15 protein-coding genes are annotated in these 13764 nt (G+C 30.5%); 2 read left to right on the top strand and 13 right to left on the bottom strand.

The features are described from left to right. Window positions 1-64: 64 nt before the first annotated feature. Window positions 65-706 carry a hypothetical protein gene (locus IY230_RS05440; protein ID WP_196370484.1) on the top strand — a complete coding sequence of 214 codons (642 nt, stop codon included), beginning with the start codon at window positions 65-67 and terminating at the stop codon, window positions 704-706. Between the two features lie 70 nt (window positions 707-776). Here the strand turns inward: IY230_RS05440 and IY230_RS05435 are convergent, their stop codons facing one another. The 4 genes from IY230_RS05435 to pgsA all read right to left on the bottom strand — a co-directional run bounded on the left by IY230_RS05435 (window position 777) and on the right by pgsA (window position 6286). Next, window positions 777-2795 (bottom strand): ABC transporter ATP-binding protein, encoded by a 2019-nt coding sequence (locus IY230_RS05435; protein ID WP_196370482.1) that lies wholly within the window; start codon window positions 2793-2795, stop codon window positions 777-779. Window positions 2796-2803: 8 nt separating this feature from the next. Beyond that, window positions 2804-4537, bottom strand: a complete 1734-nt coding sequence (locus IY230_RS05430; RefSeq protein WP_196370480.1) for an ABC transporter ATP-binding protein — start codon at window positions 4535-4537, stop codon at window positions 2804-2806. A 108-nt stretch (window positions 4538-4645) separates the two neighbouring features. Then, window positions 4646-5641 (bottom strand): recombinase RecA, encoded by a 996-nt coding sequence (gene recA, locus IY230_RS05425; protein ID WP_196370478.1) that lies wholly within the window; start codon window positions 5639-5641, stop codon window positions 4646-4648. 57 nt (window positions 5642-5698) lie between these two features. Further along, complete coding sequence (gene pgsA / locus IY230_RS05420) at window positions 5699-6286, bottom strand: CDP-diacylglycerol--glycerol-3-phosphate 3-phosphatidyltransferase (RefSeq protein WP_196370477.1); 588 nt, start codon at window positions 6284-6286, stop codon at window positions 5699-5701. A gap of 101 nt (window positions 6287-6387) precedes the next feature. Between pgsA and rpsT the strand changes: the two genes are divergently transcribed. After that, window positions 6388-6648, top strand: a complete 261-nt coding sequence (gene rpsT / locus IY230_RS05415; RefSeq protein WP_012242836.1) for a 30S ribosomal protein S20 — start codon at window positions 6388-6390, stop codon at window positions 6646-6648. Window positions 6649-6655: 7 nt separating this feature from the next. Here rpsT and IY230_RS05410 read toward each other — a convergent pair whose 3' ends face one another. From IY230_RS05410 to greA, 9 genes are all read right to left on the bottom strand, one after another. Then, window positions 6656-7339, bottom strand: coding sequence for a 3'-5' exonuclease (locus tag IY230_RS05410; RefSeq protein ID WP_196370475.1), 684 nt, complete (start codon window positions 7337-7339; stop codon window positions 6656-6658). Further along, entirely contained in the window at window positions 7336-8283 is a 948-nt protein-coding gene (gene holA / locus IY230_RS05405; protein ID WP_196370473.1) for a DNA polymerase III subunit delta, read from the bottom strand. Before holA ends, IY230_RS05410 begins: the two co-directional genes overlap by 4 nt. Before the next feature lie 64 nt (window positions 8284-8347). Next, window positions 8348-10117 (bottom strand): ComEC/Rec2 family competence protein, encoded by a 1770-nt coding sequence (locus IY230_RS05400; RefSeq protein WP_196370471.1) that lies wholly within the window; start codon window positions 10115-10117, stop codon window positions 8348-8350. Between the two features lie 184 nt (window positions 10118-10301). After that, window positions 10302-10799: a helix-hairpin-helix domain-containing protein gene (locus IY230_RS05395; RefSeq protein WP_196370469.1), complete on the bottom strand. Its 498-nt coding sequence runs from the start codon at window positions 10797-10799 to the stop codon at window positions 10302-10304. Between the two features lie 63 nt (window positions 10800-10862). Continuing rightward, window positions 10863-11177, bottom strand: coding sequence for a ribosome silencing factor (rsfS, locus tag IY230_RS05390; protein ID WP_196370467.1), 315 nt, complete (start codon window positions 11175-11177; stop codon window positions 10863-10865). A gap of 3 nt (window positions 11178-11180) precedes the next feature. Beyond that, complete coding sequence (gene yqeK / locus IY230_RS05385; RefSeq protein ID WP_196370465.1) at window positions 11181-11732, bottom strand: bis(5'-nucleosyl)-tetraphosphatase (symmetrical) YqeK; 552 nt, start codon at window positions 11730-11732, stop codon at window positions 11181-11183. Beyond that, a complete protein-coding gene (locus IY230_RS05380; protein WP_196370463.1) occupies window positions 11729-12757 on the bottom strand; it encodes a GTPase in 1029 nt (342 codons plus the stop codon). Before IY230_RS05380 ends, yqeK begins: the two co-directional genes overlap by 4 nt. Then, window positions 12738-13286: a YqeG family HAD IIIA-type phosphatase gene (locus IY230_RS05375; RefSeq protein ID WP_196370461.1), complete on the bottom strand. Its 549-nt coding sequence runs from the start codon at window positions 13284-13286 to the stop codon at window positions 12738-12740. Before IY230_RS05375 ends, IY230_RS05380 begins: the two co-directional genes overlap by 20 nt. Beyond that, window positions 13286-13762, bottom strand: a complete 477-nt coding sequence (gene greA, locus IY230_RS05370; RefSeq protein ID WP_012242845.1) for a transcription elongation factor GreA — start codon at window positions 13760-13762, stop codon at window positions 13286-13288. The genes IY230_RS05375 and greA overlap by 1 nt, the downstream gene beginning before the upstream one ends. Window positions 13763-13764: the final 2 nt, after the last annotated feature.

Genomic DNA, 13764 nt, shown 5'->3' with positions numbered 1-13764 from the left:
TTTAAATCTAACATTTCTATAGTATAATATCACTTAAGTAAACGTTATAAGGAGAAAGACATATATGGTACCTAAGCATACACCAAATTCTAAATTCGGAAGATGGTTATTAAAATATCGACTAAAACTCATACTATTTGCATTTATAGTCATTATACCCGTCACATTTGTCATCGCACTATATTTAGGGGATTATCTAAAATATAAAAATGTTGATTTTGATGGCAATAACGTATCACAGTTTCAATCAACTTTCATCACAACCGAAGATGAATCAAATCATGAAATCATTAATTTAGAAACCGATGAATTACTTATCCAAATTAAACTTATGGATATGTTAGTTCCTGAATATTATGATGATACCAATGGTCACTATACATTCAAGGCACGTCAAGAAGTGAAGTCTGGTAAGCATATTCACGAATTAACTGTAAAATTTGTGGTTCAAGCAGAATGGATCAATGCTAAATCTGCAGTGACTACCATACCACTTACAAATACATTTGGTACAAATAGAAAAATATCATTTAACCACATATTACCTCAATCACCATTATGGTTTGTTAACGTTGATGCACCTTATCTATATGTAGAAGTTGTATATCATATTGAACTAGCACTCGATCAAGAAGAGACAGTGACACATTACTTCAAGACATATCTCGGTGACTTAACACCGGCGAGTCAAATAGAAACTGAATAAATAATTTTAAAATAAAAATCCTTTTGGCATCTAATCTCGAACTTGAGACTTAACCAAAAGGATTTTTTTATTAGACGTTTTCTATTTTAACGTTCATTTGTGATTTATAGATGTGTGCATATTGCTTATCAAGTTCAAGCAATTGATCATGTGTGCCTTCTTCAACTTTAAAACCATTATCTAATACTACAATTTTATTTGCATGTTTAATTGTAGATAATCTATGTGCAATTACAATCGTTGTACGTCCTTCTTTTACCTTATTAAGGGCTGTTTGAATAAGACTTTCCGTTTCAGTATCAATATTTGCAGTTGCCTCATCCATAATTAAGATAGCAGGGTTATGAATTACCGCTCTTGCAAAACTAATTAATTGTTTTTCTCCAACAGATAAATTACTACCACCTCTATAAAGTGGTTGATGAATACCTTCTGGTAATTTATCAATCATTGGTCCACCACCAATTTCACGAAGTACGTTTTCTACTTCTTCATCAGTTACATCTTGGCCAAATTTTACATTACTTGCTATAGTACCTTTATAAATCATTGGATCTTGTAAAATCATGCCAATATGGTTTCTGTAGGTACGTTTTGAGTAAGATTGAATGTCTACATCATCAATATAGATTTTACCTGAATCACCATCTTTAAAGTCATAAAATCTTAGTAATAGATTCATCATTGTTGATTTTCCACTTCCAGTATGTCCTACAATACCTACCATAGAACCTTCTTCGATATTAAGACTCACATTTTTTAATACAGGGGCATCTTTTGAGTATGCAAAGGTGATATTTTCAAATTCGATTTTACCTTTAAATCTTTCAATTTCTTCAAAACTATCATCTTCTTGTTCAGCATCAATTATCGTAAATATGCGATCTGTTCTTACAAGGGCTAGTTGTAAATTACCAAACTCTCTAAATAACACACCAACTGGTTCCATCAAACGAGATAAGAAATCATTGTATGCATAAATTGTACCTGCAGTCATAACATAGGTACCAACAGTTAGGCTTTGGAATCCAAAATATGCAATAATAAATGCAGTAACTAAAAAACCAAGTAGACGAATCATATTCCAACCAATCGATAAGTGAAGTCGTTGTTCTTTGAGTTGTTCACTTCTAAATATATTAGAAGTGATTTCAAATTCTTTTTCTGTTTGTTCTTGGTAGTTAAAGATTTGAAGCACGTTAATACCATTAATAATTTCATTTAACTGTGCAGTAATCATGGAAGCTGATTCTGATACTTTTTGAGCTATCTCATTTAAATTTCTAATAAATACTTTTAACCAAATATAGATTAACGGGAATAAGATAAATGTAAATAGTGCAAGAGTTGAGTCTAGATAGAACATTCCTATATATGCAAAGATGACGGATAAAAATGAGTTAAATACTAAATTCATTAAAGTTGAAAATAAATTGATCATACCATTGACGTCCGTGATGATACGGTTTGCTATTTTACCAGCTGGTTCGTATTCAAAATAGGACATCGGCATATTTTGAAGTGCTCTAACCGCATCTTTTCTTGCATCTCTGACAACATTTGTCGTGATGTAGGCAGTTGTAATACGTTGAATAAATAAAAATAATATATGAAATACATATCTAAGGATTAATAGGCTTAATAATATGAAGATAGGTTGTAGAAAAGGTGCGTAAAAACTACTCACCTCACCACCCGTTAGGATTTGTGCAGTATAAACAACTTCATCCCCTTCAAAGGTTGTAATCGTTAACTGTCCTTCTGTATCAGTAGTTGCAACAAATTGTTGGTTACCTGATACAATTTCATCAAAAATAGCTAGGTATTTACCATTTACGATAACAATGGTTAATGGTGAACCATCATTTAATTCTTGAGTATAGTAATTACCCTTATATGCCACTTTCGAGGTATCTGTTGTTTCATACCACTGTTTTGTAATCCCTACTAATTGATCATCTAAAATAGAACGAACGATGAGTGGTGCTAAGAGTCCAAGCATTTGAACAATGAGCATACTAATGATTGAAATAGTTAATAACTTTTTATAGCGTCTAATATAACGCCAAACTTTTTTAAATTGTTTCATATAGACACCTATTTCATTTTCATTTGTTGGTCATATTGAGCTTTATACCAACCATCTTTTTGAATCAATTCTTCATGTGTTCCGATTTCAGCAATACGTCCCTTATCCATAACAATAATTTGATTAGCTTCTCTAATTGCTGAAAAACGGTGTGCAACAATGATATTTGTATTACCTGAACGGTAAGTTTTAAGTTGTTTTAATATGGTTTCTTCTGTGTTTGCATCGACTGCTGAAAGTGAGTCATCTAAGATTAATATTTCAGGGTCTCTGATGATTGCTCTGGCAATCGATAGTCTTTGCTTTTGACCACCAGATAAAGTTGTTCCACCTTCACCTACACGTGTTTGAAGACCATTTGTTAAGAATCCAATATCTTTTTCAAAATCTGCTATTTTGATTGCTAAATTTAATTGATCAATACTTGCATCAGGGTTACCAATCATGATATTTTCTGTTACTTTTCTTCTAAATAACATATGTGTTTGTGGTACATAGCCAACAATTTTTCTTAAACTCTTAATGTTATAGCGTTTAATACTTTTATTATCAATAATGATATCACCTTCTGTGACATTAAACTCTCTTAAAAGTTGTCTAACCAATGTAGTTTTACCTGAACCAGTTGGCCCAACAACACCAATTGTCTCACCTTTTTTGATCACTAGATTAATGTCTTCTAATGTATAACGTTCATCTAATGGGTATTTAAAAGCTACATTCTTGAATTCAATCTTCTTAAAGTCAATGATTGGTTCAGGAATATCTTCATTTTTAACTTTTGGGTCAACCTTCATAATTTCATCAAAACGATCAATGGCAACAGTGGCATTATTGATATGTTGAAACACACCCGATATAGATATAATTGGTCCATATAAAATACCGATGTATGAAATAAAGATGATCATTTCACCAAGTGTCATCTTTTGATTAATAATAAAAAGTGCACCAAACACGAAAGCTAAGATATAGGCAATTGCATATACTGATTCAAATAACGGCGCTAGTCTATTTTCATAATTAATAATATAACGCCAAGATTTAATATCTTCATCAATCGTTTTATGTTGATGTTTTAAGTCGTTTGCTTCTTGTACATAAGCACGAATAGTTTTTTGACCTTCTACAGACTCTAAAATCTTTTCAGTCATATTTGCATAGATTTCTCTATGTATTTTAATATACCCTCTTTTTTTCACGCGGATCATATTTAGTATGGTAATACCTATTGGCATCACAGTGACTGAAATAAGGGTTAATTCCCAAGAGATTGTGAAGGCCATAACACCAATGGCAAACATAATGATACCGATATTAAAAATAATACCTTCAAGTACAGATGTAGCAGCCATAGTAATCATATCTAAGTCAGCTGTCGCTCTAGATATTAAGTCACCTTTTTGAAATCTTTCATAAAACTCTGCATCCATTTCAAAGAGTTTTTTTAGATAAATTTTTCTAAATTCAAAAGCTAACTTTTGTGCTGTTTTAGCAGATGTATAGTTATAGATAAATGATGTTAAATATCTAAAAATGGGTATTAATACAAGTGCACCAACAATAAAAGATAGACTCATCCAAGTCAATCCTTTTGATACAATCACATCAATTGCAATACCTAATACATATGCTGGAGTTAATGCTAGAATAGCGATAATGATGAGGAAAACAAACATCATTGTATAACTTTTCCATTCTTTTTTTAAGAACCAACCGGTTTTTCTAATTATGTTTATCATACAAGCCCGCCTAAAACTTTTCTCTATATCTATTATAAAATAATAAAACAAAAAGTGGTGATAGTTTCACCACTTTGTTGAGTATTATTACATTTTGTGTAAATTATTCTATTTTGTTAATTTAAAATGCGTTCTAACCTTTTTTTCTAACTCATTTAGAAGTTCTGGTTTGTCTTCTAAATATTGTTTTGCATTGTCACGACCTTGGCCAAGTTTTTCTTCACCAATGTTATACCATGCGCCACTTTTATTGACTAAATTAAGTTCCACTGAAAGATCAAGTACTTCACCACTTCTAGAAATACCAGTACCATACATAATATCAATAGATGCTGTTTTTAGTGGTGGTGCCACTTTTGACTTGACAACTTTGACGTTTGATTTAATACCAATCATCTCACTACCTTGCTTAATCGCTTCTGCACGTCTTATTTCTAATCTTACTGATGAGAAGAATTTAAGTGCACGACCACCTGGGGTTGTTTCTGGGTTACCAAACATGATACCAACTTTTTCTCTAATTTGGTTGATAAAAATTGCTACAACATTTGATTTCGAGATGACACCTGACATCTTACGCATTGCTTGTGACATCATTCTTGCTTGTAAGCCTACATGGTTAGCAGACATATCACCAGCAATTTCAGCCTCTGGTACTAAAGCAGCTACAGAGTCTATGACGATCATATCAATAGATCCACTCTTAATTAGAGCCTCAGCAATATCAAGTGCTTGTTCTCCTGTATCTGGTTGAGATAACACTAAATTATCTAAATCCACACCAAGAGCTTTCGCATAATTTGGATCAAGTGCATGCTCAGCATCGATAAACGCTACTGTACCACCTTGCTTTTGGGCACTTGCCATAGCGTGTAAAGTAAGTGTTGTCTTACCACTTGACTCAGGTCCATAAACCTCAATAATTCTTCCTCTAGGATAGCCACCAATACCTAATGCTATGTCTAATGCTATAGAACCAGATGGGATTGCTTCTATTGAATGGTCAGCACCATCACCTAATTTCATAATTGACCCTTTACCAAATTGTTTTTCAATTTGTTTAAGGGCTAATTCTAGTGCTTGTTGTTTTTTATTATCGCTCATAAACTAATCATTCCTCCTATAGTATAGTAGTGTAATAATGTCTGTTTGACTTTTATTTTATACACTTTCCAATATAATCTCTCTATTTTTATATAAATAATCAAATCCAGACCAAACCGTGAAGAATATTGCTATATAATAAACAATATTGGTCACCCACACTAAATTAGGATGGATAAGTGTTAATCCTACGTCATTAAATAAAAACATAATGATTGCTAACATTGTGGTTAAAGTCTTATATTTGCCTAAGTGACTTGCTGCAATCACTTTGCCATGTTCAACTGCAATAAGTCGAACACCTGTAACTAAAAATTCTCTTACTATGATAACCATTACACCCCATATAGCTACTCTATCAGGCATTTGAACCATTAAATAAAGCAGTGCAGTAAATACTAAAACTTTATCTGCAATCGGGTCTAAAAACTTACCAAATGTCGTAATTTGGTTATACTTTCGCGCTATATAGCCATCAAGGAAGTCTGTTAGACTTGCTAGAATGAATAGCACTGCAAAAATTATTTGCTGTACTGTCATGTTTAAAAATGCTGTATCGATCACGAGTGCATCAATGTATAACACGATAATCATGACTGGTATTAATAATATTCTTAAGATTGTTAATTTATTTGCTGTTGTCATATTTTCCCTCATCTCATTTATTTTATCATAAATATGATTTCTTATTGCATTTATTAGTTTGTTTTGGTAAAATGATATGTGCTTATTTAGGAGGTGAATTTGTGGCTAATATTAAATCCCAAATCAAACGTAACTTAACGAACGAAAAACGTCATCAAGCAAACGTTTCATTTAAATCATCATACAAAACTGCTGTTAAAGCTGTTGAAAAAGCTGTAGAAGCTAAAGATAAAGATCTTGCACTAGCTAAATTGTCATTTGCACATAAAAAGTTAGATAAAGGGCAAGCTAAAGGAATTTTCCACAAGAACTTTGTTGCGCGTAATAAATCTGCGTTAGCAAGACTCGTAAACTCCTTATAATAGACACCTAAATGGTGTTTTTTATTACCCTTTTTTCGATTTCGCGGTAACCATTAAAGCCTTGTGCTACTAATTCAATATGTTTTTTGAAATACGTTCTATCTGGTAGGGCGTATTTTTTATTATAGCCTAACACATTAATATATAATTTTAAATTGTTTTCTTCACTTGCTAAACATTCTAAAACTTTAAATGTAGCTTTGGCATCTTCACTTGCTCTATGCGCTTGGTTATTTGTTAACCCAAATCTAGACACTGCACTTTCAAGTTTATGTGGATAAGGATATCTATCTTTATAAACTGCCATACAGTCTAAAATGTCATTTTGTATTAAAAAGTTATGTGCAACATACGTTTTATATAGTGCACTTAAAAAACCTATGTCAAATGATAGATTATATGCGACTAATAGTGTGTCCTCATCAATTAGATTATCTAGTTGTCTAAATGCATACTCTTCTTCAACACCATCACGCTCTAACATTTCATTTGTTATACCTGTAAGATTAGAAATAAAATCTGTTATTGGTGTTTGTTGTTTGATTAGATAATCAATTTCTTGAACTATTTCATAGGTATCATCTATTTTTTCAAGTAATACCGCGCCTACTTCAATTACTTTATCTCTTTTCGGTGTAAGTCCTGTTGTTTCAAAATCAAATACCAGTATTTTTTTATATTCTAGTTTCATGCTAATCTCCTTAGTAATAGTAATTCAAAGCCTAATTTTTCATCTTTTATGCCACTTTTGATTTCTACATCTAGTTTAGCTAATCCATGAATTAGATTTTCTAAATCTTTTTTATTTTGTAACTTCGCTTCTTTCATTAAGTGGTATGCTCTACCACTAGATACACCTAATTGTTCGGCCAGTGTTTTTTGATTTAATCCTTGTTCCATTAAATCTTTAGTTTGCATAATTAAGTTCATTGTATTAAATAAATGATTAAATATTGTACTTGACGGCATTTTATTTGTAACTAAATCATCATAGATTTGCATATAAGATTTTATATTACCTTTTAAGTATGCAGTAGAAAAAGAAAAAATATTGTCTTCTAGGTTTCTAGTCACTAATAAATCAACATCTTCTATGAAGACAATTTTTTCATCATATGCATACATTTTAATCTTACTAATTTCCTGGTGAATACTGAAAAGATCATTTTGAGTACGATCAATAATAAGTTGTATACTCTTATCTTCTATTTGATATGCATCTTTAAGAAATGACTCTCTAATATAAGAAATGAGTGTTTCGCCTTCTAAAGATTGAATTGTTTCAATAAATGCATATTTTTCTAGATAACTACCCAAATTATGATCCTTTGGTAGTTCAGTAATTGTTAATATTAAAACAATATCACTACTTGGTGATTCTAAATATTTGTAGAAAGTAGATAGTACCTTATCATCATACCTTGTTAAACCATCTAAGTTCTCGATGACAACCATTTTTAAATCACTAAAAAAAGAAACGGTTTGAAGTTCTTGATTAATCACTTCAATTTCAGTTTCTAGTGCATCTAATTTAACAATATTAAACTGGTCAAGTTTAAATTTCTCTTGATATGTTTTTATCTGTTCGTTTATTAAAAAAGCTGATTGACCAACTAATAAATATGTGGATTCCATAGATTACCTCGCTTACATCATATTATACAATTTTTTGACACTTTTTGAAACTCTAAATAGAAAATTAAGGTGGAAAGTTTATTAAATTTTTGTTTTTAATTTTTAGACTTCCAGAATCTTTAGTTTGATGTAAATAAAGTCCATAATCCCAATATATTTGAATAATTTCTTTGTTCGGTAAATTGTATACATTACGCTTACTCACACTTACTACCGCAATCGAAGGGTCCACATGATACAAGAAATCAACTGAACTTGAAGTATTAGAGCCGTGATGCGGTACTTTCAAAACATCACTTTTTAATAATCTACCATACATATTAACTAAATCATTTTCTGTTTGAATGCCAATATCACCTGTAAACAAATAATTTAAACCATCAACAAATATTTTAAAAACAATAGAATTATCATTTATATTTCGATAGTCTTTTGTAGGACCTAGTAACTGGATACCTAAAGAGTCGCTAAGATTAAGAAAGCCTTCACGAACACGATATATATTAGGGTGTTTCACAGGATAATCCATATAACCACTTACAACGATTGTTTTTATATTAAAGTTTTCTAGTAAGTTATCAACTTCTTTCATATGATCTAAATCAGAATGCGTAATAAATAAGTAATCAATCGTATATACATAATGATATTTTAAATAACTTGTAACATTTACAAATGCATCAACAACAATAACTTGATTATCTTTAAATATGACAGCACTATCGCCTTGACCTACATCTAAAAATATAACATTATCTTCAAGCGGTTTAAGGGTAAGTAAAAAAGAGATGACCACCATACCCAAAAGAGATACAAAACGTCTGTAAAAGGCTTTTTTGTGTGGTGCAGCATATAAAAATATGATGTAACCAAAATAGAAGATCCACATGATTCCATTAAGTTGTATTAGGTAGAAACGAATATCATAAATATCAATAAACGCCTCTATTTTCTGAATAAATATAGCTATATTATCAATTAGTGAAATAAAGGGTAATGTAGACCCAATAATTAAACTAGGTACCCATACATATTTAATGAGTAAACTCATAATCGGAATAAAAAATAAACTGATCAAACTAATTTCTTTTTGCCATAAAAGTAAAAAAGGTGCAATCAAAAAAGGTATGATATAGCTTATATGCTTCTTAGTTACCCTCGAACTAAGTGCGATATAAAAGACAAAAACATATACTACAATAAATGTTTGATTATAGATGATATAAGGATTAAATATTAGTATAATCAAACAGGTTAATACCTCTATATTAGAGTTATCCATTTCTATATTAAATACATCATTTAAGTACTTAATGGTGTATTTAATACACATCCTTAAGATAATCACGCTAAAACCGATGACATAAGATACACCCATAAGTATTGCTGTAATTAAGTATTTTGATGTATCCTTGATATCAAGATAATAAAATAATTTAAACATCAAGGCGATTAAAAAGGTAAGATGAATAGAGGATAATTTAAATAGGTGAGACATATACTGTGTTTCAATGAGTGTATCATCATAAAACAAATCTAAAATTGGTATTGGTTTTAACTTAATCTTTCTAAATATTGAAGGGAATTTAAGACTAATCGTATCGATTCTTATGATACCTTTAATCCCCTTACCAAGTTGATACTTAAAACTATCAAAACCACCAGGTACTGTTTGTTTCCTATAATTTTCTATCCTTCCTTTAATAAAAATAATGTCACCAAATGCATACTGTATCTGACTATTAAAGTGAAATGAATCAAACCCTGATGTGACTGTGTATTGATAATAACTTTCTTTATCTTCAATATGACTTACAACAAAATTTTGATTCACATCTTTTTCTATTGGGTAAAGTGTAAAAAAACCTAGTAAATAGATCAAAGCTATAGAAAATACAATCAACCAGGATATATGTTTTCTCATTCGATACAAATATAATATAAGTACTATACCTATATAAGGATAATGCATTGTAAGTATTAAAATAATAAGTAAAATTAAATATAAATACGTCTGCTTAAATAAAAAAATAAATTTTAACTTTATCAAATGTTTGTACTCCAATACCCTTCACATGAAGTAGTTCTTCTAAACTTTTGAAATTACCATGTTCTTTTTTATATAGTAGAATTTCAAGTGCTCTATTTTCAGTAATATAAGGTACTAACATGAGTTCACTATAGGTAGCCGTATTTAAATTAATCTTTTTAATAATCTCTTCTTCAATGAGTTGATAGTGTGGAATATGATATGTAGCATTTGTTACAATACTACCTAATTTGATATTTGATATATCTGCATGTTCTTTAAGACCGCCAGATAGATCAATTAAATAAGCTAAGGTCATACCCCTAGTAATTTGATAGGTTCCAGGCTTTTTAACAGCACCGGTAATATCTACTTGAAGCATATCTGTTTCATGTTTAAAATAAGGTAAATCTTTACTTTCTGGTTTAAACACCAACCACATAAATACGAGTAAAAAGACTATTGCCCATATGACATTTTTCTTCATAAAAAAACCTCCTTCATCTATATAGTATAGATAATGGAGGTTTTCGACTTTTATTTATGTAGATTATATTTTCTTTTTTAATTCCATGAAGCGTTTATCAAATCCGTAAAACTCTCTATCTTTTTCACCAAACAAGTGAACTACGACATCTCCAAGGTCAATTAATAACCAACCTGTTTGTCCTTTACCTTCTACTTGTTTAATACTTGATTTAAGGGTTTCATTGAAATAACCGACCGCACTTTGGGATGCACGCTCATTGACGGTTGCGACTACAAAATAGTCATAAAATGGACTCTTTTCTAAGAATTCATATACTGTAATGTCTTGTGCATTAATTTTTTCTAATATTTCTATGGTTTGTTGTAATAGTTGCAAAATCTATTCTCCTATACTTTTTATTATTTCTAATATGTTTTTTTTATTTGTAATGTATCCCAATTCAGGATTTGTTACTAAATCATTTAAATATACTTTAATGGTTTCATCTAAACTTTCAAGTGATAGTTTTCTTAAATCATCAACAAGTGGATAATCTCTTGTTGGTTCTATTTTATCAGCTATTAGTATAATTTTATCCAGTGTTGTCATACCTACTCTACCATATACATGATATTTAATGGCATTTAAGATGGTTTCATCTTCTATGTTGTAGGTATTTTTTAAAATTGCTGCTGCACTTAAAGCATGATACATCACAGGTACATCTTCATAAGCTTTAATTTCATTTATGTCTAATACAGATGTTTGACTATTTATGTCATCATACTTTGTATAATCATGAAAGATTGCTGCAATATAGGCTTTATTGGAATCAACCCCATACCTTAACGAAAGACTTACAGCAGTTTTTACAACACCTAGGATATGTTCATATCGTTTGGGATTGTCTTTATACTTTAGCCTGACATCTTCTGTTATTTTATCGATCATTTGAAGAAACTCTCTGTAAGTGTGACATGTAATTTTGGATGTGTTGTTATTTGGATAGTGACAGGTCCTAGGATATGAACAATCCCGAAATCTGCAAGTGTGAACTGATATTTTTTGTCTTCAACAAGCTTGTAATCTTTAGTCACATAATTATCAAATTTAAGTTTAAAGATATTATCGGTAGTTAAAATATTTTCTACATTATCTGTACTTGTTATATGGTGTTTCACATAATCAGATACATATAAGGTAGATTTTGTTTCACCTTTAAGAACACTAATATTTACTAAACCACCAATCATGAGTGATTGTCCACTTTTAAGCGTACCGTTTCGAGGATTAAACTGCTTTTGTGGGAGTAAATCTTTGTAATCTTTATACTCAAAGAATTCATGTAGGTAACCACTTTGATATAAACCAGGTGTGTCATAGATGTTTAATTGATCAAATTTAGCATGTAACATGGTTTGAGTTAAAGCAGCCTTTGGTAAACTCAGTGCTTCTTTATTACCAGTTAATGCCTTAAAAATAGTTGTTTTACCACTATTTTGTAGTCCAATTAAATAGATATTTGGTAAGTTAAATGATTTAAGATATCCTTTTAAATGATCGATATCATATGGGTTTAGCGCACTCATTAAAACGATATCTTCATAGCTTACTCTATTTAATCTAAAACTTTTCTGAATTTTCCCTAATAAAAAATTCTTAGAAGTTGCATCAGGTAATAGGTCAATCTGGTTAATTAAGTAGACAACTTTGTAGTTATCTCCTAAGCGTTTCACCTCTGAATTTAACATACTGTCTAAATAAAGAAGAGATGTTACTACAACAATTAAAGATTTCTTTTCAAAATTAGGTAAATTATCTGGATGACTATGACCTTCGGCTTTTCCATAATGCATCAGCTGGTAACAACTTTTACAAAAGATGTGGTCATGATTTGGAATATAACCTAATTTTGTTGGATCCTCAGTTTGTAATACAACTCCGCAACCCATACATTTAGTAGTGTTTGATGGCATAAACGTTCAATCCTTTCCCAAATTCATCTGGATACTTTCTTTCAATCTTCTTTAGAAAATACTTTTCTAGTTGTCTATTAATTCTAGTAGGTAATTTATCTGTCTTTTTAGCTATTGGGTCCACTAATATATTAAACATACCTAGTCGGTTAGCACCATGAATATCCGTTAGGAGTTGATCACCTATCATGGCTGTTTCACCAATTGTTGAATCTAATATTTTTAAGGCTTTTTTGAAACCCATTTTAAGTGGTTTTTTAGCAAAAGAAACATATCTAAATTGATGTCCTACTGCAAAATCAACGCGTTTATTATGAGAGTTAGAGATAATTAGTACTTTAAATTCTTTTTCTAAGTGAGCTAGGAATTCTATCGATTCGCTTGTTAGTTTGGTTTGATGGTAGTCAATGATTGTATTATCTAAGTCAAAAAGCAGAGTCGTTATACCCTGCTTTTTAAGCATGTCATAATCAATTGTTGCTATAGATTCCTGATATAGGCTAGGAATTAAATTTCTTGCTTTAATCATTAACTAATTGCTTTAATCTCTACGTTTGATTGTTTATTTGTTGCAGATTTGATTTGTACTAAATCTCCAACTTCTTTACCCTTGATAGCACGTCCTAATGGAGATTCGATAGAAATCTTGAAATTCTTAGGGTCTGCTTCAATGGTTCCAACAACATGGTACTCAACATCTTTGTTCTTTTCTACAAAGTGAAGTAATACTTTTTTACCAATATTTACAGTTGTTGAATCATCATTAGTTCTAATTATTTTTACATTTTTTAAGATGCTTTCAATTTCAAGAATTCGTGCTTCAATTCTAGCTTGTTCATTACGAGCTGCATCATAGTCAGCATTTTCTGATAAGTCACCTTGTTCACGAGCTTCTTTTAAAGCTTCTAAGTTTTCAACACGTTTAACATCTTTTAAATGTGTTAATTCATCTTTTAGTTGATCTAAACCCGATTGGGTAAGTTCATATACTTTTTTACTTGCCATTT

The sequence above is a fragment of the Acholeplasma laidlawii genome (assembly GCF_015709225.1).
GTDB classification, from domain to species: Bacteria; Bacillota_I; Bacilli_A; order Acholeplasmatales; family Acholeplasmataceae; genus Acholeplasma; species Acholeplasma laidlawii_A.
This window is presented reverse-complemented; position numbering and strand designations above follow the sequence as displayed.